The sequence below is a fragment of the Alcaligenes phenolicus genome (assembly GCF_032063905.1).
Lineage (GTDB): Bacteria > Pseudomonadota > Gammaproteobacteria > Burkholderiales > Burkholderiaceae_B > Alcaligenes > Alcaligenes phenolicus.
This window is the reverse complement of record NZ_DAMBOE010000002.1, coordinates 417,331-439,244: the sequence shown is the minus strand read 5'-3', so window position 1 is coordinate 439,244 and position 21,914 is coordinate 417,331. Positions and strand designations below refer to the sequence as shown.

The 21,914-nt window shown below is 57.1% G+C and carries 19 protein-coding genes; 8 read left to right on the top strand and 11 right to left on the bottom strand.

Annotation, left to right across the window (positions count from 1 at the left end; translation table 11 throughout):
* Positions 1-11: 11 nt before the first annotated feature.
* From U2949_RS05440 to lldP, 10 genes are all read right to left on the bottom strand, one after another.
* The gene (locus U2949_RS05440) at positions 12-1,016 is read right to left on the bottom strand and encodes a siderophore ABC transporter substrate-binding protein (protein WP_321286549.1); all 1,005 of its coding nucleotides are present in this window, start codon (positions 1,014-1,016) and stop codon (positions 12-14) included.
* Positions 1,013-1,789, bottom strand: coding sequence for an iron ABC transporter ATP-binding protein (locus U2949_RS05435; protein WP_321286547.1), 777 nt, complete (start codon positions 1,787-1,789; stop codon positions 1,013-1,015). Before U2949_RS05435 ends, U2949_RS05440 begins: the two co-directional genes overlap by 4 nt.
* Positions 1,786-2,727: an iron chelate uptake ABC transporter family permease subunit gene (locus tag U2949_RS05430; RefSeq protein ID WP_321286545.1), complete on the bottom strand. Its 942-nt coding sequence runs from the start codon at positions 2,725-2,727 to the stop codon at positions 1,786-1,788. Before U2949_RS05430 ends, U2949_RS05435 begins: the two co-directional genes overlap by 4 nt.
* Positions 2,724-3,668 (bottom strand): ABC transporter permease, encoded by a 945-nt coding sequence (locus U2949_RS05425; RefSeq protein ID WP_321286543.1) that lies wholly within the window; start codon positions 3,666-3,668, stop codon positions 2,724-2,726. The genes U2949_RS05430 and U2949_RS05425 overlap by 4 nt, the downstream gene beginning before the upstream one ends.
* Positions 3,668-5,434: an ABC transporter ATP-binding protein gene (locus U2949_RS05420; RefSeq protein WP_321286541.1), complete on the bottom strand. Its 1,767-nt coding sequence runs from the start codon at positions 5,432-5,434 to the stop codon at positions 3,668-3,670. The genes U2949_RS05425 and U2949_RS05420 overlap by 1 nt, the downstream gene beginning before the upstream one ends.
* Positions 5,428-7,215, bottom strand: coding sequence for an ABC transporter ATP-binding protein (locus U2949_RS05415; RefSeq protein WP_321286539.1), 1,788 nt, complete (start codon positions 7,213-7,215; stop codon positions 5,428-5,430). Before U2949_RS05415 ends, U2949_RS05420 begins: the two co-directional genes overlap by 7 nt.
* Positions 7,216-7,511: 296 nt before the next feature.
* Complete coding sequence (gene dld / locus U2949_RS05410) at positions 7,512-9,233, bottom strand: D-lactate dehydrogenase (RefSeq protein ID WP_321286537.1); 1,722 nt, start codon at positions 9,231-9,233, stop codon at positions 7,512-7,514.
* Between the two features lie 2 nt (positions 9,234-9,235).
* Positions 9,236-10,375, bottom strand: coding sequence for an FMN-dependent L-lactate dehydrogenase LldD (gene lldD, locus U2949_RS05405; protein WP_026484948.1), 1,140 nt, complete (start codon positions 10,373-10,375; stop codon positions 9,236-9,238).
* Positions 10,372-11,151: a transcriptional regulator LldR gene (gene lldR / locus U2949_RS05400; RefSeq protein ID WP_026484949.1), complete on the bottom strand. Its 780-nt coding sequence runs from the start codon at positions 11,149-11,151 to the stop codon at positions 10,372-10,374. The genes lldD and lldR overlap by 4 nt, the downstream gene beginning before the upstream one ends.
* A gap of 78 nt (positions 11,152-11,229) precedes the next feature.
* A complete protein-coding gene (gene lldP, locus U2949_RS05395; protein WP_026484950.1) occupies positions 11,230-12,897 on the bottom strand; it encodes an L-lactate permease in 1,668 nt (555 codons plus the stop codon).
* 507 nt (positions 12,898-13,404) lie between these two features.
* On the opposite strand from lldP, the gene U2949_RS05390 reads away from it, so the two are divergent.
* The 3 genes from U2949_RS05390 to U2949_RS05380 all read left to right on the top strand — a co-directional run bounded on the left by U2949_RS05390 (position 13,405) and on the right by U2949_RS05380 (position 15,869).
* Positions 13,405-14,418 (top strand): TetR/AcrR family transcriptional regulator, encoded by a 1,014-nt coding sequence (locus U2949_RS05390; protein WP_257723909.1) that lies wholly within the window; start codon positions 13,405-13,407, stop codon positions 14,416-14,418.
* Positions 14,419-14,622: 204 nt separating this feature from the next.
* Entirely contained in the window at positions 14,623-15,051 is a 429-nt protein-coding gene (locus U2949_RS05385; RefSeq protein ID WP_257723910.1) for a hypothetical protein, read from the top strand.
* 113 nt (positions 15,052-15,164) lie between these two features.
* Positions 15,165-15,869: a GntR family transcriptional regulator gene (locus U2949_RS05380; protein ID WP_321286534.1), complete on the top strand. Its 705-nt coding sequence runs from the start codon at positions 15,165-15,167 to the stop codon at positions 15,867-15,869.
* A gap of 42 nt (positions 15,870-15,911) precedes the next feature.
* On the opposite strand, the gene U2949_RS05375 is transcribed toward U2949_RS05380, so the two are convergent.
* Positions 15,912-16,373, bottom strand: coding sequence for an Lrp/AsnC family transcriptional regulator (locus U2949_RS05375; protein WP_321286533.1), 462 nt, complete (start codon positions 16,371-16,373; stop codon positions 15,912-15,914).
* A gap of 143 nt (positions 16,374-16,516) precedes the next feature.
* Here U2949_RS05375 and kynU point away from each other — a divergent pair, with 143 nt between their 5' ends.
* From kynU to U2949_RS05350, 5 genes are all read left to right on the top strand, one after another.
* Complete coding sequence (gene kynU / locus U2949_RS05370) at positions 16,517-17,767, top strand: kynureninase (RefSeq protein ID WP_026484953.1); 1,251 nt, start codon at positions 16,517-16,519, stop codon at positions 17,765-17,767.
* A gap of 37 nt (positions 17,768-17,804) precedes the next feature.
* Positions 17,805-19,178, top strand: coding sequence for an amino acid permease (locus U2949_RS05365; RefSeq protein ID WP_250756672.1), 1,374 nt, complete (start codon positions 17,805-17,807; stop codon positions 19,176-19,178).
* A 379-nt stretch (positions 19,179-19,557) separates the two neighbouring features.
* Positions 19,558-20,502 carry a hypothetical protein gene (locus tag U2949_RS05360; RefSeq protein ID WP_026484955.1) on the top strand — a complete coding sequence of 315 codons (945 nt, stop codon included), beginning with the start codon at positions 19,558-19,560 and terminating at the stop codon, positions 20,500-20,502.
* Between the two features lie 238 nt (positions 20,503-20,740).
* Positions 20,741-21,250 carry a TetR/AcrR family transcriptional regulator gene (locus U2949_RS05355; protein ID WP_321286529.1) on the top strand — a complete coding sequence of 170 codons (510 nt, stop codon included), beginning with the start codon at positions 20,741-20,743 and terminating at the stop codon, positions 21,248-21,250.
* 87 nt (positions 21,251-21,337) lie between these two features.
* Positions 21,338-21,889, top strand: a complete 552-nt coding sequence (locus U2949_RS05350; protein WP_026484957.1) for a peroxiredoxin — start codon at positions 21,338-21,340, stop codon at positions 21,887-21,889.
* The last annotated feature ends 25 nt before the right edge of the window (positions 21,890-21,914 follow it).

The window sequence follows — 21,914 nt, the reverse complement described above, 5'->3', positions numbered from 1 at the left end:
AAACCGTTAGATCATGGTTGTTGGTAGGCTTTGATCACGTCATCAATAATCAATTTCAGCGAGGTGACACTGGCGGCAGTTACGTACCAAGCTTCGGCATTGGCAAATACCACACGGCCGTTTTGCCAGGCTTTGGTTTCACGCAGCAGCGGGTTGCTCAGGCTGTCGGCGTTCAGGGCAGGGCGACGTTCCATTACGGCGGTACGGTCGATGATGTAAATGATGTCCGGATTGGCTTGCTGGATGAACTCGCTGGAAACAGGCTGTCCGTGCAGGCCGGTTTCTACCGTCGGGCTGGCAGGCTGTACGCCCAGCGCATTGAATACAAAACCGTAGCGGGACTGCACCCCGAAGGAGCTGAACGAGCCGTTGTTATGCAGAACAATCAGGGCTTTTTCAGGACGATCCTGGGTGATGTCTTTGGCTTGGGCGACTTTTGCATCCAGTTCGGTCACTTTTTGTTGGGCCAGCTCTTCTTTCTTGAAAATCGAGCCCAGAGTCAGCAGGTGATTCTTGATGACTTCAATATGATTGACCTGGCTATCGCGGTAATCCACGTCAAAGTGAATGGTGGGGGCGATCTGGCTCAGTTCCTTGTAGTGATTGGCTTGCAAGGAGGTGATCAGAATCAGGTCCGGTTTGGCGGCGTACACCTGTTCCACATTGGGTTGCACAATTGCGCCGGTGTCCTGAATTTCAGGGGCATTTTTATACTTGTCCAGGAATGCCGGGATGAAGTCTTTGGGCATGCCTACAACCGGGACTCCCAAGGCATCCAGAAAATCCACTTCGTTCATGTCCAGCGCCACGACGCGTTGCGGCAGCTTGTCGATGCGTGTCGAACCCAGCTTGTGTTCGACCACAATCGGTTCATAGCGGGCACTGGCCTGCGGGCTGGTGGCGGCTTGCGGTGCCGGGGTTTCCGCCGCTGCCTGGGTCTTTTTCTCGCAGCCTTGCAAGGCAAAGCTGGCGGCCACAAACAGGGCTATCAGCCCGTATCCGTGTTTGGCGATCATGCTAGTTCTCCTGATGGGGTGAAGTAATTGCACAGGCGGCCACGCTTGCTGTGCGTAATCTCGAAATCCAGGCCATAAAGTTCGGTCAGCCGTGCTTGCGTGATGACCTCTGACACCGGTCCTGCGCAGTACAGCGCACCGTTTTTCATGGCCACAATGTGATCGGAATAGTTGGCGGCAAAGTTGATGTCATGCACCACCAGAATCACGGTACGGCCGTACTCGTCACAGAGCCGACGCAAGGCGCGCATGATCTGAACAGCGTGCTTGATGTCCAGATTGTTCAGCGGCTCATCCAGCAGCAAATAATCGGTTTGCTGGGCAATGGTCATGGCCAGAAAAGCCATCTGTCGCTGACCGCCGCTCAGCTCGTCCAGATAGGACTGGCGCAAGGGTTCCAGCGATAGAAACTGAATAGCGTTGGAGATGGCTTGTTGATCTTCATCCGTCAGCACGCCCCGGCTATAGGGGAAGCGGCCAAAGGCGACCAGTTCTTCCACGGTCAGGCGCAAATTGAAATCAGGAGATTGGCGCAAGGTGGCTACCCGGCGCGCATAGTCAGCAATCCGTATATCCGCAATGTTGCGGCCGTCCAGCTGGATCTGGCCTTCGTCGGCCTCCAGCAAGCGGGCGATACTCATCAGCAAGGTGGTTTTACCGGCACCATTGGGGCCGATCAGGGAGCTGAGCTGTCCGGCGGGGAACTGTGTGCTGACCTTGGAAAGCACGGCCTTCTTCTTGTAGTGTTTGGAGAGCTGATCGATCGTAATCATGCAGTGCCTCGGGTACGAACCATCAGTCCCAGAAAGTACGCGCCACACACCAGGTTGACGAGTATCCCGACGGTCGTGCGGTAATTGAAAATGTGTTCCACCGCTATCTGTGCCAGCAAAAACATGACGATGGCGATGGCGCAGCCTAGCGGCAGCGTGATTCGGTGTCGGAAGCTGCGGGCCAGCGCATAGCTGGTGTTGGCTACAAAAATCCCCATGAAGGCAGTGGGCCCGAGCAGGCTGGTGGAAATGGCGACCAGGGCAGCAATCAGGGCCAGCTGGATGCGCACGGTACGGCGGTAATCGACCCCCAAAGAAATGGCTTGCTCGCGGCCCAGAGACAATACGTCCAGCGTGGGCAAGCTGCGCAGGCTGCCTAGGCAAATGCCACCCACCAGAATCGCGGAAATCAGCAGTTGCAAAGGCTCGGCCCGGTTAAAGGACGCCTGGCTAAAACCCAGCAAAATGGAGAACTCGCCGGGGCTGATCTTTAGCTGCACAAACTGGGTGAAGGTGCTGATGATCATGGTCAACACCAGCCCCATCAGCAGCAGGAAATACACATTGTTCTTGCCCTGGCGAAACAGCCAGTGATGGATTGCCAGCGAGTAGGCCAGCATCAGCACAATGGACAGCACCACATTGCCATTGGCTCCCAGCATCACCAGGCTTTGTGTGCCCAGCAGCAAAATCAGCAGGGACTGGAACAGCAGGTAAACCGCTTCGTATCCCATGATGGCGGGCGTCAGAATCCGGTTGCCGGTAATGGTCTGAAAAATAATCGAGGACCAGGCAATGCAGATGCCGCCAATCACCATAGCCGCCAAACGGTTCAGGCGTTTGGGGATGATGTAGTCGAAGTCCAGGCCGGAGCGATAGAACACAAAGCTCAGAACCAACACCAGCAACAGTATCCAGACCAGATGTTGCCGTTTCATCTGTTCCTCCAGAAAATCAGGAACAGAAACAGCAGGCCACCCACGCCGCCTGCGGTCAGGCCAATAGGGACTTCAAAAGGGTAGATGATGAGGCGGCCCAGAATGTCGCAAGCCAGCAGCAGGCTGGCACCACCCAGCGCCACAATGGGCAAGGTACGAGCCAGATTATCGCCATAGCGCAGCGCCACCAGATTGGGGATGACCAGACCAATAAAGGGGATGGCTCCCACGGTGATGACCGTGGCCGAGACGGTAACCGCAACCAGTATCAAACCCAGGGCCACGGTGGCGGAATAGTTCAGGCCCAGGCTGGTGGCCATGCCTTCGCCCATGCCCAGCACTGTGAAGCGATGCGCATACAGATAGGTGAGCAACACAATGGGCAGGATCAAATAAATGATTTCGTAGTTGCCCTGCACGATCTTGGAAAAGTCGCCCAGCATCCAGCCCTGCATGTTTTGCAAAATCTGGTGCTGGTAGGCATAGAACTCGGCAATGGCGCTAAGCACACCGCCATACATCAAGCCAATCACCGGCACCAGCACGGTGTTCTTGAAGCGGATGCGGCGTACCACAGCGATGAAGATCAGGCTGGAGGCAAAGCAGAACAAGAGGGCAAACAGCAGCTTGCCCAATGTGCTGCTGGTGGGGGCCAGAGTCAGGGCGATCAGAATGCCCAGCTTGGCGGCATCCAGCCCGCCCGAGGTGGCCGGTTCCACAAACTTATTGCGCACAATGTGCTGCAAGATCACCCCGCAGACCGACAGGCCTATGCCACTCAAGACCAGTGCCGCCAGACGGGGCAGGCGGCTGGCGCTCAGTGTCAGCCAGGCATCGCCTGAAAAACTCCATAATTGTGCCCAGCTGATTTGCCGTGCACCTATCAGCAAAGACAGGCTGCAGAGCATCAGAAACAACAGCACAAAAGATCTAGCTCGCATCACACACCGTTATTCTGGGCTGCGGTGGCAATACGCCATCCTTTGGCGGCATGACGCTGGTTCAGGAAGTGGGCGTAACGGCCTTGGGTTTCGCGCAGTTGGGCCGGCGGGCCTTGTTCGATAATCTGGCCGTTCTCCAGCACCACGATCTGATCGGCCATAGCGACGGTAGAGAGCTGGTGGGCAATCACGATCAGGGTGCGCTTGCCACGCAGACGGGCCAAAGCCTGGGCAATGGCCGCCTGGTTTTCGGCATCCAGTGCGGCGGTGGCTTCGTCCACCAGCAAAATGGGGGCGTTCTTGATCAGAGCGCGCGCAATGGCGATGCGTTGACGCTCGCCCCCGGACAGGCGGGCCCCGCCTTCGCCCACCGTTGTGTTCAGACCTTCTGGCAAGCGCGCGATGATTTCGCTGACACCGGCCTGTTCCACTGCTTCCATCAGCTCGGCCTGGCTGGCGTCCGGTTTGCCCAGGCGTATGTTCTCGGCAATGCTGCCCGCGAACAGATAGTCGTCCTGGAAAATCTGGCTGATTTGCGTGGCTAGTACGGGGCTGCCGATCTGGCGCACATCCACGCCTCCAATGGAGACACTGCCCTGGCTGACATCAAAGAAGCGGGCAATCAGACGAGCCAGGGTGGTTTTGCCTGAGCCGGATTCCCCGATCAAGGCCACCATGCTGCCAGGCGCAACGTTCAGGCTGACGCCATTCAGTACATCGGGCTTGTCGGCGGCATAGCGGAAATGCACATTGTTCAGCACGATCGAGCCGTCGCTTGGGGTTTGGGGCGAAGCGGGTTCGGGTAGGGGCTGAACGGCAAACAGTTCTTGAATCGCATCGAGCTGGCCGCGTGCACCGCGCAGCACTTCACCGTAGCTGGCCACTTCCAGTAAGGAGTCGATATAGCGTGCGCTCAGCAGCAAGGACACGATGACGGCGATGACCTCTGCACTGCTCAGGCCCAGACCCGTATGGCTGTTCAACCACAGCGTGGCGGCAATCAGCAAGGCCGCGAAGGCTGCTTGCACGGCCCAGGCATTGAGTACCGCCGAGGCCGTGGATTGCCAGATCAGTTTCTTGCCTGCCTGGTGCTGTCGTTCAATTGCTTCTTCCAGCAGGCGGGTGCCACCGCCTTCGCCATTGAAAGCGCGCAGCACGGATTGGGCCTGGGCAAACTCCACCACGCGCTGGCTGGCATGGGCGAAGTGGGCTTGGAAGGCATCATCAGCCTTGCGTCCCAAATGGGCGGTCAGGGCCAGAACAGCGGCCAGCAAAGGCAGCACGATCAGGGCAATCAGGCCCAATGGCCAATGCAAAATGAACAAGGCCACAACCAGCACGATAGGCGTCACAATCCCGGCGATCAGCGGGGTGAAAACGTGCGCTGGCAATTGGGCCACAGACATCATGCCTTGGGTGACGATGTGCCCCAGCCGCGCGGTGTTTTGAGCGGAGAACCAGCCTACGGGCAGTTGGGCGATATGTTCGCCCAGACGATGACGGCCACCTTGCAGGATGGCGGCACCTACATTCACACCGGCTTGCTCCACATGGCGACGCCATGCCCAGCAGACAGCCACGCCTAGCAGCAAGACCAGCAGCCAGCCGCCTGCCTGTTTGGGTTCGCCATTGAGTAGATGAGTGAAAACGGGGACCAGGGTGGTCATGGTCAGACCGCATAGCAGGCCGTATAGAACAGCCATCCAGCTATAGCGACGGAAAATGGGGGCATCCGTACCCAGCAGCTGAATCAGGGTCTTTAGCATGATGTGTCCTTGGAACTGTTGTCGTAGCCACCCAGGGTCCAGAGCCGTGCGTAACGACCTTGTTCAGCCAGCAGGCTGGCGTGATTGCCTTGCTCCACAATGGCGCCGTTTTCCAGCACCAGAATGCGGTCGGCGTGCATGATGGTGTCCAGACGGTGAGCAATGACCAGCAAGGTACGACCTTGGGCAAAGCGCGACAGGGCATCCTGAATGGCGACTTCATTGCTGGCGTCGGCAGCGGCGGTGGCTTCGTCCAGCACCAGAATCGGCGGGTCCAGCAGAACAGCGCGTGCAATGCTGACGCGTTGCCGTTCGCCACCGGATAGTTGGGCATCTTCACCCACGACAGAGTCGTAGCCACGAGGCAGGCTCAAAATACGGTCATGAATATTGGCGGCGCGGGCGGCGTCTTCAATCTCTTGCTGACTGGCCGAGGGGCGGCCCAGCGCAATGTTCTCGCGCACGCTGGCATTGATCAGGCGCACTTCCTGCAGCACAAAACCTATGCGGCGGTACAGCTCAGTGGATTCGATTTGGCGCAGATCTGCACCGCCCAGGGTGATACGGCCTTCGCTGGGATCAAAAAAGCGCAGCAGCAGGCGAGCGATGGTGGATTTGCCAGAACCGGAGGAGCCCACAATTGCGGTGACCGTGCCCGGTTCCAGGGTGAAGCTGATATTGCTCAGCGCCTGATGGCCTTCGCCATAGGCATAGCTGACGTTTTCGACCCGCACTTCCTGATTTGCCGGGACTTGTTGCTGATCGGCGGTCAGTGTTTCCAGCACGGGTGTTTTCATCAAGGCTTGCACGCGCTGCGCGGCACCTGTTGCTCCGCCCAGGTCGTGCAGCAAGGTGTGCAGCAAAAGCAGAGGTGCACAAATACCGGGGGCTACCAGGGCGAAGGGCAGAATGTCTACAGGCGCCATCCAGTCCAGATAGCTGAACAGGGCGCCGAAGACCAGCACGACACCTAATACAGTGACCGGAGCGATCATGGCGTGTGCGTGGGCCATGCGGGCGACCAGTGGGCGGGCAAAGTTCAGAAAGGCGTCGGCAAAGCCGTCCACGGCCTTGCTATAGCCGCCATGTGCCTGCCCGCTGGAGCCAAAGGCTTTGACCACAGGAATGCCGCTGACAAATTCCACCGTGGCACTGTTCAGGCGGCCCAGTTTTTCAACAAAGCCCTGCATATTGGCGCTGCTGGCCTTCATGGCGTGGCGCAGGAACAGGAAGAAGCCGGGGAAGGGCAGCAACGCCACAATGGCCATGCGCCAGTCCATGAAAAACAGGTACAGCACGGAGGTCGCAATGGCACCAAGGGCGCGGCCTACCGAGGTGTAAAAGTGCGCGGTCAGGCTGTGCAGGGTGGCGATGTCATCCTGCATGGCTTGTTTCACTTCGCCTGAAGCCTGGCCGGTAAACCAGCCCAGTGGCACTTTGGCCAGTCGTTGGGCAGCGCTCAGACGCAGACCGCGTGTCAGCTGATTGTCGGCCAGATGGGCCAGCAGCTCGCCTGCCGAGATCAGGGCCAGGCCTGCAAACATGCTGATGATGCTCAATAGAACCGTCCAGCCTATATCGCCTTGCAGCTCGCCAGACAGGGTATTGCCCAAAGTCAGCTTGGCGATGTGGGCGATTCCGGCCAAAGGCACCAGGGTCAGCATTGAACCCAAGGCCGCCAGAACGGCGGCAACAATCAGACGTGAGCGTATGGAGCTGAGGATCTGGCTGATGGGGCCAGGCTCTTTACGCGCGTCCGTAGTAGTTTCACGAGTGGTCATGAGAGGTGGTATGTATCTAAAAAGCCGGAGAATTAGGCTCTTCAATATAAGGTATTGAGAATCATTATCGATAATGTAATCTAAATTTTGAATTAGTGGAACCTATTAAACTAAATAGGAAAGGAGACAGAATATTTTTGTGTTCTGCTTGTCACAGCGCACAAAAAAACAGGCCCACCAAGTCGAACTTGGGGGCCTGCTTGTCTGCATGAAGGGCGGTTTATTGAAGGGACGGACTGCGCTGCAAGCAAAGGAATGGCTGGCAGCCCGTTAGTGCCTTCAAGAAAAGGCGGTGTTTAGTCGTGTTTGCCGCCGCAGCACACACTCCACCATTTGCGGCGCGAGGTGTGGCCGATGCCAGGGTTGAAGGTGTTGGTTGGATCCAGCTCGCGATAGAAACCGGCCAGGGCAGGTTTGGCGATATACAGGTGGCCGACATTGTGCTCGGCCGGGTATTCGGCACGGCGTTCATCCAGCAGCTTCCACATGCGGTGTTCCATATCCAGAGGAACCACGCCTTTTTTGACGATGTAGTCCTGGTGGAATACGTGGCACAGGAAGTGGCCGTAATAGAGCTTGTGGACGATGTCTTTTTCCATATCGTCCGGCAGTTGCTCCACCCATTCCTTGTCATTACGGCGCAAGGCAATGTCCAGCGCCACAATATCTTCCACGCTGTCGGGGTGTGCCTCGCGGTAGCGGATGGCGGCACCGGCAATGGCAAAACGGTGCAGAAAGGCTTTGCGACCTTCTTCGGCATCGCACTCAAAATAGGCACCTTGCTGGCTGCCTTCAAATTGCTGGCTCAAAAATTCGCGTGTGGCCTGCGCGGTGTCGTTGGAGACGCGCAGCAGCAGGTGGTGCTCGAAGCGGTCGCGCCATTCACGCATGCGTGGCGGCAGGTGGCTGGGCAGGCGGTTCATGATGGCCTGGATCACGCGATCAGTCACGCCGCGCCAGCCAAAGCGCTCAAAAAAGCCATCCACACGGCTTTTCATAGCAAAGGCGGATGGCACTTTGGCGGTACCAAAACGGTCGATCAGCAAGAAGGTGTCTTTGCCGTATTGCTCGCCAATATCGTAGGCGGTGCGATGGATGTACTCGCCCGCAATAGGCAGGCGGGGCAGTTTTGTCAGCAGGTGACGGCGCACAGCCGTGAGCTCGTCCGGGTCATTGGTGCCAATGTAGAAAACGGTACTGGCTTCTTTGGGGAAGGTATCCAGACGCACGGCAAAAATGCACAGCTTGCCTGCCGAGCCGGAGGCTTCATACAGGCGTGAAGGGTCGGCATTGAAACGGGCCGGGGTCTGGGCATCCACGTCGCGCACATCTTCGGCGTAGCGCGGGTCGCTGGCCTTGCGTTCCGGGTCGTTGACGATATCCGCCACACTGTACTTGCCTTGCTCCAGGCGGCTCAGAATTTCTTCCGGGGTATCCCCCAGATTAATGCCCAAATGATTGACCAGTTGCAGGGTGCCATCGTCCAGCACTTGCGCGTACAACGTCAATTCCGTGTAGGCTGGCCCACGTCGCACCAGTGCACCGCCGGAGTTGTTGCAGACACCGCCCAGCACAGAGGCGCCGATACACGAGGAGCCAATCACCGAATGGGGTTCACGCTCCAGCGGGGCCAGGGTCTGTTCCAGACGGTCCAGCGTGGCACCGGGCAGGCAGACAACCTGCTCGCCATCGTTGATGACCTGTATGCCTTGCAGACGCATGGTGTTCATCAGCACGATGTCACGGTCGTAGTCGTCCCCGTCGGGGGTGGAGCCACCCGTCAGGCCGGTGTTGGCCGCCTGCATGATCACGATGCAATTGGCAGCGACAGCGGCTTGCAGGCTGCGCCATTGTTCCAGCAGCGTTCCGGGCCGCACAACGGCCAATACCTTGCCTTCACCCGTGCGATGGCCCTTGCGGTAACGACGCGTGCTGCGGTCGTCCGTCAGGACGTGAGGGTTGCCGACAATAGAGCGCAGTTGCTGCAACAAATCCGCAGCGCTGGTGGACACTGACATGGTCAAGACTCCTGTACAAGCAGGTCAGAGGTGATCTGGGAAATGCTGCTGACACTGGTCAGTGTCATGGCGACCCGAATTTCTTTTTCAATCAGGCCCAGCAGGTGGTCCACGCCGGATTGCCCGGCGGCGGCCAAGGCATAGATATAGGCGCGGCCCAGCATGGCAGCGTCGGCACCCAGGGCAATCATGCGCACCACGTCCAGGCCACTGCGGATACCCGAATCTGCCAGAATCTTGATCTGGCCTTTGACGGCATCGGCAATGGCAGGCAGCGCGCGTGCCGAGGACAAGACGCCGTCAAGCTGACGGCCGCCGTGATTCGAGACGATGATGCCATCGGCACCAAAGCGCACGGCATCGCGGGCGTCATCGGGGTCCAGAATGCCTTTGATCAGCATGGGGCCTTTCCAGAATTCGCGTATCCACTCCAGATCTTTCCAGGAAATCGAGGGGTCAAAGTTCGCGCCCAGATAGCCCATATAGTCTTCCAGACCCGTAGGCTTGCCCAGGTAGCGCGAGATATTGCCCAGATCGTGCGGGCGACCCAGCAGGCCGACATCCCAGGCCCAGCGCGGGTGCATGACAGCCTGTGCATAGCGACGCAGAGCGGCATTCGGGCCGCTCATGCCCGAATGGGCGTCGCGGTAACGAGCGCCGGGTACGGGCATGTCCACGGTAAAGACCAGGGTGCTGCAGCCTGCAGCTTGCGCGCGTTCCAGTGCATTGCGCATGAAGCCGCGGTCCTTTAGCACATACAGCTGAAACCACATGGGCCGCTTCAGGCGCGGGGCAACTTCCTCGATCGGGCAGACTGACACGCTGGACATGGTGAACGGAATGCCATGTGCATCGGCTGCCTGGGCAGCCTGGACTTCACCTCGACGCGCGTACATGCCTGTCAGACCTACCGGGGACAGGGCCACCGGAATGGATAGTTTTTCACCAAACAGCTCAATGCTGGTATCGAGCTGGCTCATGTCCTTCAGGACACGCTGGCGCAGGGCGACATTGGCCAGATCGTCCACATTGCGGCGCAGCGTGTGCTCGGCGTAGGCACCGCCGTCAATGTAGTGAAACAGGAAAGGAGGCAGTCGTTTTTGGGCGGCACGCCGGTAGTCGGTCGAGGAGGAAATAATCATGGCAGAGTCGGGTCGGATAAGACGGAAGGAGGGGTTTGCAGGCGCGCGGCACGTTCGCGGCGTGCAAGGTCTTCGTCAGCCTGAAGAAGGGTGTTGCGTACGTAGCCCAGGTGTTCGTTCACGACGTGGCGTGCTTGAGCGGGGTCGCCATCGATAATGGCTTTGACCAGGGCTTCGTGTTGCGCCGTCAGATTGACGATGGTCTCGGGGGAGTCATGCACGAACATGATGATGTCCCGGTTTTGCGTCACGCTGCTGAGCACCAGATCAAACAGGCCCCGCATGACCTGAACCAGCACCAGATTGTGTGAGGCTTCGGCCACGGCCAGGTGAAACTGGGCATCGGCGCGGGCGGACTGCACGGTATCGCCGCTTTGCTGGTAGCGAATCATTTGCTCGAAGCATTGCAGGATCTTGTCCTTGTCTTCGGGCGAGGCGCGCAGCGCGGCGTGCCAGGTGGTACTGCTCTCCAGAGCAATGCGCGCTTCCAGCACGTCGTAGCGGTACTGGGGATCAGACAGCATCAGGGCGGCCAGCGGGTCTACCGAGCGCTGGGTCCACTGGGGTGTTTGGGAGGCCAGGTAAGTGCCTGAACCTACCTGACTGCGCAAAATGCCCTGGCTGTTCAGTTGCTGAATAGCCTCGCGCAGCGATGCACGCGACACATTCAATTGGGCTGCCAGCGTACGCTCGGCAGGCAGTCTTTGCCCGGCCTTGAAATCGCTGGATTGAATCAGCGCCAGCAATTGTTGGGCAACGTGATCAGAGAGGCGCATAGTTCTTGAGATACCGGAAAAATAAATCTGCAAGGCACGCGTGTACGCGCCTTGCAGATGAAGGATGAGGGCGGGCCCTTAGGGAATCATCCAAGGTAACACATAGGCTTGCAGGGTAGTCAGCAGGCCAATCAGAACCGCAAAGATCAAGCTGTGTTTCACGGTAAAGCGGAACAGATCGGATTCTTTCCCGGCCAGACCCACTGCCGCGCAGGCAATGGCAATTGACTGGGGCGAGATCATTTTGCCGGTTACACCACCTGTGGTGTTGGCGGCCACCATCAGCACTTCAGGCAGACCCAGCTGCTGTGCCGTGGTTGCCTGCAAGGCACCAAACAAGGCGTTGGCAGACGTGTCGGAACCAGTCAGGAACACACCAATCCAGCCCAGGAATGGCGAAAAGAAGGTGAAGGCTTTGCCGGTGTGAGCCAGGGCCAGCGCCAAAGTTGCGGACAGGCCGGAGTAGTTGGCGATAAAGGCAAAGGCCAGCACCATGCCAATCGAGTAGATCGGTACAGCCAGTTCCTTGAAGGTTTCGCCCAAGGTTTCCACCGCTTTTGCCGGTTTCATGCGCAAAAAGAGGATGGTCAGCAAGGCGGCAATCAGAATGGCGGTGCCGGTGGCAGAGAGCCAGTTAAAGGAGTAGACCGCGCCATACGGAGTGGCCGAGGCCACGACGGGTGGAGCCTTGTCGACCAGATTGTGCAGGAAGGGCACAGGAATATTCACGATGGTCGAGGCCAGCGGGCCATTGGCGGCAAACAAGGCTTTGAAGGGCTGCACACTCCAGATCGTGACCATGGCGGTCAGGATGATGAAGGGCGACCAGGCTTTGATGATGCGGCCCGTGCTCAGCACGGTAGGGGCTTGATCGGCCAGATTGTCCTGGGCAGGCGAGCCTTCTTGTGTTTCAAAACGGAAGATACGCTTGGGTTGCCACACTTTCAGGAACAGGGTCAGCACAACCAGGGAAACCAGAGCCGAGGTAATGTCCGGCAGCTCGGGGCCAATGTAGTTGGCGGTCAGGAACTGCACCAGCGCGAAGGAGCCGCCACCGACCAGTACGGCAGGCCAGGTTTCCTTGATACCGCGCCAGCCGTCCATGATGGCCATCAGCCAGAACAGCACGAGCACCGTCATGAAAGGCAGTTGGCGACCAGCCATCTGGCCGATTTCAAAGGGATCAATACCCGATACCTGACCGGCCACGATGATAGGAATACCCATGGCACCGAACGCCACCGGGGCGGTATTGGCAATCAGGCACAGACCGGCCGCGTACAAGGGGCGGAAACCCAGGCCAGCCAGCAAGGCGGCAGTAATGGCAACGGGCGCACCAAAACCGGCTGCCCCTTCCAGGAAGGCGCCAAAGCAAAAGCCCACCAGAATCAGCTGCAGGCGCTGGTCAGGCGTGACGGACAGGATGGAGGCGCGAATGATGTCGAATTGACCGGTCTTGACCGAAATCTTGTACAGAAAAACGGCGGCCACAATGATCCAGGCAATCGGCCACAGCCCATAGAAAAAGCCATACACCACCGAGGCCAGCGCAGTGGAAACCGGCATGCGATAGAAAAACAGGGCAACGCCCAGGGCCAGCAAGACGGTAATCGTCCCTGCCAGATACCCTTTCATGCGCAACTTGGTCAGGGCCAGGAAAAAAAAGATGATCGGAATAAGGGCGATCAGTGCCGACAGCCAGATATTGCCGGTGGGATCGTATTGCTGCAGCCACGCTTGTTGCATGTTGTTCTATCTCCGCAGGAGCAAAGGGGAGGCGCTTGTATCGCAAGCGAGCCTGAAGGTCGTTAAATTGGTCTGACCATTTCTTGAGATCGTCAAGAACAGAGCGCATTGTATAGAAAGGATTATTTTATTGAATCTAAGTGTTTACCCTAATGATTCAAGAATAAACAATTTTTTATTCAATTAATTGGTCTGACCAATTTGGGTCAAAAACCAGAAATGAGAGGTGGAACGCGCAGGGGCTGTCACACGGTTTTCAGGCGTGAAAAGTCTCTGTTCCTGACTATTTTTGCCAGGATGGGGCGGGAGGAATCGGGTTACGCTGTTGCCCGTTCAGGTCGATGTCTTGCGACTTCATCAGCAGGAACACTCGCTTTGCAAAAAATGATATTGAGAATCATTATCGTGGATGTAAACTAGGCTTCTAATTAGTAGAGTTTCATAAATTAAATAAGAGGCAGTGGCAGGTATTACCACGCTGCTGTTATCAAAAGGGTCAACATAGATATGCCAACCCCTCAGGCGTCCGCGCCACGCGGACGCCCTCCCACCATCACCCGAGCACGGATTGCCGACGCTGGCATTCAGATTGGCCTGCCCAACATCACCTTTGTGGGGGTAGCGGCCGCTTTGGGTGTCAGCCAGATGGCGCTGTACAAGCATGTGGGCAATCTGGAAGGGCTTAAACAACTGGTGGCCGAAGAAATTTTCAGCCGCTGGCAGGTGCCTCGGGCCACGATTCCGGTTCAAGACAGCCTGGAGGACTATCTGCAGCTGTTCAGTGCGGCGACACAGGCTTTTGTGAAAGCCAATCCGGGCATCACGCCCTATGTGATACGCCGGCTGGTGGCGACTCCTTCCATGCTGGACAAGATCCGGGAGCATCAAGAGCACATTGCCCAGGCTTATGGCGTGTCCTTCGAGCGCGCGCGTTACTTGATGGGAACGGTGGCCTTTCATTGCCTGGCGGTTGCCGATACGGTTTATGCCGTGGCTGGCCGGGAGCCACGTGCAGCCGTGGAACGGGTCGTGGAGGAGGTCGAGATGGAGGGCATATTGCAATTGGGTATGACAGCCTTGATTCAAGGAGCTTTAGCAATGAGTGAGCAAGACATTTCTCCAGACTTTTCCACCCAGCTTCTGGATACATCCGCTTTGCCGATAGCAAGGGTGCGCGAGTTCCCCTTGACCCTGGAGCTGGCCACGCAATGGCTGGACGATATGGAAACTTTGATCAAGGCCGAAAAAGAGTTCGTTCTGGTCTACGAAAGCCTGCCCGATCCTTCCACTCCCGGCGACCCGGAGGGGCGCAAGAAAGCGGTGTTGTGGTTAAAGGCACATCGAGAAGGCTTCGGTCGTTATTGCCGCGGGATTGTGATGATGTGCGATGACCCTGCCAATCTGCCTGCCCTGCAGGAGATGGTGGGGCCTTTGGAAAAGGTCTATCGGGTACCCGGGGGTGTGGCCTCCAGCCCCGACGAGCTGCGCGCTTTCATCCAGCAGTGGGTGACAGCAAGTTAGGACATAACAGACAGTAGTCCATCGCCTGATAGCGCTTTGCTTCAGGTTTCAAAGCCGCTGCGTCTCCGGGTTGAGAGGCAGCGGCTTTGTTATGGACAATCTTTCGCTGAACTGTACGTGTTTTCCCGTCTAGTATCGGTTTTCCTTTGGCATGACAATAAAAACATTGTCATAACAATAAGCATTGGTCACAGGAGCAAGTACGTGAAAGATCCACATTGTCATTCCAGTAGCATCCTGGTGGAGCGCCCGGCTAAGGTCGCTTTTCAAATCATGTCCGATGGCATCTTGCAAGGTCAGTGGGCCTGGGGCAGTGCGAATCGCAGCGAAGTGGAACCGGGCCTGTTCAAGGGGACCTCGGTCTTTAGCGGCCAGGAAACCTATGTGCGCCTGAATGTGGACGCAGACCGCTTTCAGGTCGATTACGACGTGGGCGCCAGCAAGGAGGCGATGCAGTTTCGCAATATGTCGCGCGTTATCCCAGGCGAAGTGCTCAAGCTGGGTGCAGACAAATGTGTGGTGAGCTTGCTGACCTGGCGTTTGGCTACACAAAGCGATGTGGCATGGGAGCAGATTTCCTGTGTCCATGAGGCCGAGATGTTTCTGATCAAGGGCCTGCTGGAACGCGAATAAGAAGACGGCTTACTGGCAGGGGAACCAACGATTTTCTGTTGATACCGCAGGTGGAACACAGTACGTAGGGAGAGCCAGCAGCAGAGCGTCATCAACAGGGATGAGATAAAAAAGTGAGTACAAAACCACTGTATGAGCAGCTTGCCGACAAGCTGACCCGCTATATCCAGGACGGTCGCTTGAAGCCCGGCGACCGCTTGCCTACGGAGGCCGAGCTAGGAGGGATGTTCGGCGTCAGCCGCATCACCGTGCGCCAGGGCCTGGCGATCTTGACGCGCAATGGCTTGATCGAGCGTTTTCCCAGCCGAGGCTCCTTTGTGCTGGAACGCAAGAACACCGGCTCCTGGGAGCTGAGCTCCATCAATGATCTGGTGCAGCTGGGCAAAGACACCACCACCCAGATTGCCAGCTGGGGGCTGGTCGCCCCGCCAGCAGACATTGCTGAGTTTTTCGCTTCCGATGAGCCGGTTTATAAGCTGCAAGCGGTGCGCTACAGGTCAGCGGTGCCCCTTTATTTTGCTGAAAACTACTTGCTACGCTCGATAGGAGAACGTATCGAGCAACAGGATCTGGAAACGCGCACCATGGTGGAGATGCTGACTGGCGTGCTGAACGTGCCCATCAAGCATGCGCAAGAAGAGATTAGCATGGCCAACGCGTCGGCAGACATGGCCAAGCAGCTCTGGATCAAGGAGAACCAGGCCGTGATTGTGCAGCGTATTGATCTGTTCAATACCGATAACAAACCGGTGCAAAGCGGCAAGGGCTGGTGGCGCAGCGAGCATTTCAAGCGACGCTTCAAACTGAACTACGACTAAGTCAGGGGCCTGGCACCTGGCCAGACCTTGCCGGTAGCCGGTTTATACCGGCAAGCGTTGCCCCTTGGCCTTGATGCAAGACAGCACGATCTGCGAGTGGATCTTGGTGACGCCGCGCAGCGTGTTGAGCTTGTGAATGACAAAATTGGAAAAAGTCTCGAAGTTGCGCGTGCGTATGTGCAGCATGTAGTTCGCCTGCCCGGTCACGATGTAGGCATGAAGCACTTCATCCATGGTGGCCAGTGCCTTGCTCAGGTACTGATGCTCGCTCTCGTTGAGCTGACCGATATTCACTTCCACAAAGGCTTCAATGGCAAAGCCCAGTCTGCCTGCGCTCAAGTTGGCGCTGTAGTTTTCGATGAAGCCTTCCTGCTCCAGAATCTTTACGCGCCGGTGGCAGGAGGAGGGCGAAAGGGCTACCAGGTCAGCCAGCTCCTGGTTGCTGAGCCTGCCGTTGTCCTGCAAAAGACGCAGGATTTTCAGGTCTGTCTCATCTAGTCTCATATTTTAGAATTTTCTATGAAAAGGGTTTTTAAAAACCGAATTTTCTTCCAGTATTGATCATAATCTTCATCGCTTTGGAATAATTTACCAGAGGCTCGGTGCTAGACTAAATAGCTTAAAAAGCAGAATCGAGGAGCATGAATATGATTACCTTGCAGCAATGCGAGCAGTGGGATCAGGCCGATGAACTGGCTGCCTTCAAAGCCAAGTTCGACCTGCCACCCAACACGATTTATCTGGACGGGAATTCGCTGGGCGCCATGCCCCGACACGCCATGGAGCGCGCCCAGGAAGTTATTGCTCAGGAATGGCGTACCGACCTGATCAATAGCTGGAACAAGGCAGGCTGGTGGACCTTGCCCGTGCGTCTGGGCGACCAGATGTCGCCCCTGATCGGTGCCGGTCAAGGTGAAACCATCGTCAGCGACAGCACCTCGGTCAATCTGTTCAAGGTGCTGGCTGCCGCCGTCAATTTGCAAAAAGAGCGCCATCCGGAAAAGAAAGTCATCCTGGCCGAGCGTGATTCCTTCCCTACGGATCTTTACATCATTGAAGGGTTTAACGCCTTCTTTGGCAAAGACTATAGGCTGGAGTTGATTGATGACCCGGCAGACCTGCAAACAGCCGTCAATGAAGAAACCGCTGTGGTGGTGCTGTCCCATGTGAATTACCGCACGGGTTACTTGCACGATATGCAGGCCACCAACCGCCTGGTGCATGAACACAATGGCCTGTTGATCTGGGATTTGTGCCACTCCGTGGGTGCCTTGCCTATCGAGCTGAAAGACAGCGAATCCGACTTTGCCATCGGCTGCACCTACAAATACCTGAACGCCGGTCCGGGTGCTCCGGCCCTGCTGTGGGTAAACCCCAAGCTGATGGGCCAGATCAGCCAGCCCTTGTCCGGCTGGTGGGGCCACAAGCACCCCTTTGCCATGAGCCCGTCATATGAAGCCGCCAACGGTATCGAGCGCTTCTTGTGCGGTACTCAGCCCATTGTTTCCTTGAGCCTGGTGGCTTGCGGTGTAGACGTGTTCCTGCAAACCGACCTGCAGGCGGTGCGCCGTAAATCCTTGGCGCTGACGGACTTGTTCATCGCTTTAGTGGAACAGGAGTGTGCGGAATTTGGCCTGCGTCTGGTAACCCCACGCGATCACCACTACCGTGGCAGCCATGTCAGTTTTGCCCATGAGCAAGGCTATGCCGTGGTGCAAGCCCTGATTGCCCGTGGTGTGATTGGTGACTACCGCGAGCCTGAAGTGATGCGCTTTGGTGTTACGCCCTTGTATCTGTCTTTCGTGGATATTTGGCAGGCCGTGCAGCATATCAAGGCGGTACTGACCGATAAGGAATGGGACAAGCCCGCCTATAAAACACGTTCCAAGGTGACCTGATCAGGCTGATATAAAAAATAAGCATAAAGGAGGAGACATGAGCCGATTTGAGCAAATTCAATCGCGCGAAGCCGGGCTGCATAAAAAACTGAGCGCCCGCCAAATGAGCATGATTGCGATCGGGGGCGCCATCGGTACCGGCTTGTTCCTGGGCAGCAAATTTGCCATTGGCTTTGCTGGTCCCGGCGTTGTACTGAGTTATGTGATTGGCGGCTTCATTGCTCTGGTCCTGATGGGCTGCCTGGCCGAGATGACGGTGGAACACCCCACATCGGGCTCTTTTGGAGCCTATGCGGAGTTCTATATTCATCCGCTGGCCGGGTTCCTGGTGCGTTACAGCTATTGGGCCTGCATTGTTCTGGCCGTGGGCACCGAGGTGACGGCGGTGGCGGACTATATGAAGTTCTGGTTCCCGGACGTCTCACCCTGGATCTGGATCGCCTTTTTCTCGGCCGTGCTGATTGCCGTCAATGCCTACAGCGTCAAGGCTTTTGGTTCGGTGGAGTACTGGTTTGCCCTGATCAAGGTGTTTGCCATTATTGCGTTCATCGTGCTGGCCATTGGCATGTTGACGGGCTATTACAAGCCGGCGCAAGTGCAGGAAAACCTGTTTGGCCAGGGTGGCTTCATGCCCAATGGCTGGTACGGGGTGTGGGTAGGGGTGATCATTTCCATCTTCAGCTATCTGAGTATCGAGATGATTGCCGTGGCGGCGGGCGAGGCAGAAAACCCCGAGCAGGCCGTGCGCCAGGCCTTCAAGGCCACGATCTGGCGCTTGATCATTTTCTACCTGCTGTCCTTGTCGCTTATCGTGATGCTGGTGCCTTGGCAGGTGCTGGTGGCGGAAGGCACAACCAGTCCTTTCATCACGGTGATGCAGTCCGTCGGTATTCCCTATGCAGACAGCATCCTGAACTTCATTGTGATTATTGCGGCCTTGTCGGCCATGAACAGCATGCTCTATATCTCGACCCGCATGATGTTCAGCCTGTCGCGCGCTGGTGATGCGCCCGCCGCGTTGGGCAAGGTGGCGCGCAATGGCGTGCCCTTGAATGCCCTGGCTTTATCGGCCAGCGGTGTGGCCGTGGCCGCAGTGGTGTACGCCAACAATCCGGAAACCGCCTTTCCGGTGATGATTGCCTTGTCCATGTTTGGCGCCTTGTTCACATGGGGCATGATCTTCCTGACTCATTTGTTCTTCCGCCGCCGCGTGGCCCGGGACGGTGTGCAGCTACGTTTCCGTATGCCGGCCTATCCCATCGGCACCTTGCTGGGCTTGATTGGCATTGTGGCGATTTTGGTGACCACCTGGTTCATCAATATCTTTCACTACACCTTGCTGTTCGGTGTGCCGTTCCTGCTCGCCTTGGTCGTGATTTACTTTGTACGAGGCGCTCGTAAGGCTGCCTGAGTGATCTGACTTTCTGGCTCTGTTTGAACAAGCCCCTGCCTTGGCAGGGGCTTTTTTTTGCAGCGTGCGTTTCAAGAAGCTCGTCCCGTCGGATAACAGCGGGAGCGTAGTGATGCTGAGGCGTGTGTGTCTGAACAGGTAAGGATGTGGTGTGGGGCCGATTTGATCGTTGTCAGCCTTGCAGATCGCGGTGAATCGACTCAATAAAAATGTGTATTATTTGAGGATATTGTGTGTTATTTGAGACTATTATGTATCATTTGGCATTGTGATTGCTCAAGAAGGCCACTGTCAGTCGCGCCAGGCCGCTGTTCTTTGTTGGGGGCGGCCAGGACTGCGAGTGCTTGGGAGGAAAACTGTGAACCGTCATGGAAAGCGCATGACTCATCCACGTGAGTTGCGTCAATCGAATCGCAAAGCCTTGCTGGGCCCTGGCGCGGATGCTGCTTTCAGCAGCTTGGCGGCGCCCGAGATTCGGCAGCGCGTGTTGCTGGCCCATTGGGTGGCCCATAGCCGGGACAAGACCCAGCAGTACTTGGGGTTCCCCTTGGGCCGCATCATGCTGCAGCGCTGGATGCACAGCAAAGCCGGCAGCCGTCGGATCGAGGCGTTTGGCCTGCCGCGTCACATCGTCCATGAAACCTTGGGGGAGCAGGCCTTAACCCTGCATGTGAACCCGCGTGAGCTGATCCGCATGGCCATTCAGGCGCCTCGCAAAGAGGAAAAACGGCCGTCCTCCCTGGCCTTTATCTGGGAGGGAAGCTGGGACCAGCGGCGTGAGGATTTGCGCGTCGGAACGCGTTACTCCCTGATCAGCGATCTGGATGAAAACCGGCATCAGCTGGAACAAACGGCGCGTTTCAAAAAGCTGATGAAGCGTATTGAACAGGGCAATCCTTGGGAGTCGTATCAGCAAGGTGTATTTCTGGATACGCCGGAAAAAATCATTGAGTATTTGCGTATCTATCTGGGCTTTCTGGACGAGATGGCTCGTGATGGCTTTGATCCCAGGCGCGGTAAAGATGCCTTGGGTGTGGTGATCTCCTGTGATGGCCGTATTCTGAAAATTAATCGTGGCCTGCACAGATTGGCCATGGCCCAGAGGCTGGGCCTGCCTAGCGTACCCGTGCAGGTACGCCATGTGCATCGCTTCTGGTGGGATCGGGTCACTGCCGGGGCCACGGGCGAGCTGGCCTTGCACCGGATGCAGCAAGCCTTGCGCCGCTGCGTGCCGGAAACCCGGCCCGGCCCCTTGGATCTGGATCCGGATACCTTGCTGACAGATGCTTTCTGGCCGGCTCCGCGTGCCGGTCTGAGCGTTTAAAAAATCACCCGCATAGTCATTATTCCATGGGTGAAATACGGTTTCTCAATGAATGACGTTACACTAGCGCACGCTCCACCCAGGTAGCGTGCCTGTTCGTTTTCCTGATCTCCAGTGGTGCCAAACAAGAAGACCGATTCGCAGCGATCTGGCAATAGCCCGTGCCCGATCCAGTCCTGTATTACCTAGGGGAAGAATTATGACTGCAGCAAAGCCTCGGCCTCGCGAGGAATTGCTATTGCGCCTTGTAAGCGCTTTGGCTGACCAGCCGCGGGCGTCCATGGGGCAATTGGCCGGTCTGGTGGGCTTGAGTCGCGCAACCCTGTGCCGCTACTTCCCGTCTCGCGAAGCCATGATGATGGAGATCTTCCAGGAAGGGGTAAATAGTGCGGAGCAGGCTATTGAGCGCGCCCGCCTGTGCGAGGGAAGTGCACAAGAAGCCATTCAACGACTAATCCAGGAACTGCTGCCTATTGTGGACCTGTACATGTACGTTGAGCTGCAGTTGCAGGTAGAGGAGTATTCCACGGCCCGCAGTGAAGCGGTGCGACAGGCGTTGATTGAGCAGTTTCAACAGTGGCAGGAAAGCGGGGACTTGCGGCGCGATCTGGCGGCCAGTTGGTTATGCGAGTCCTTGTTTGCCTTGCTGGGCAAGGCCGCCAGGCTGATTCGAGCTGGCCGTCTGGCCCGCCATGATGCACCCCACAATGTGTTTGTCCTGCTGTGGAGCGGCATCGTTCATCCCTGATAGGGCCGGAAAACCAGGCCTTGTGCTTTCATGCCTGTGCGGATTACGCTGCTTGCTGGTGCAGGGTACACATACGGAGGTAATGGCATGAAGCAGGCAATAGCAGCTTTCTCTTTGGGTTTGTCCCTGCTGGCGGGGGCAGGTGGCGCACAGGCCGCTTTGGACGTGGGCACACCCGCGCCGGACTTTACCGTGCAAGCCGCTCTAGCCGGTAAAACCTTTGATTTCTCCTTGAAAGAAGCTCTAAAAAATGGGCCGGTGGTGCTGTACTTTTATCCCGCTGCGTTCACCAAAGGTTGCACTATTGAAGCGCATTCTTTCGCCGAGGCGATTGATGAGTACGCTTATTTTGGCGCCACGGTTATCGGGCTGTCCTCGGACAATATCGACACCCTGAAAGACTTTTCCACGGGGCCTTGCGGTAGCAAGTTCGCGGTGGGGGCGGACACCACAGGCCAGGTTATCAAGGCTTATGACGCAGGACTGGGAACGCATACCGAACGGGCTGCCCGCATGTCTTATGTGATCTCGCCCGAAGGCAAGATTGTGTACGAATACACGGCTATGGATCCCGATGAGCATGTCAGCAAAACCTTGCAGGCCGTGCGCGATCTGGCGGCGCAGCAAGGGACAAAATAAACGCTTGGCTTGAGGCTTGGTCGGG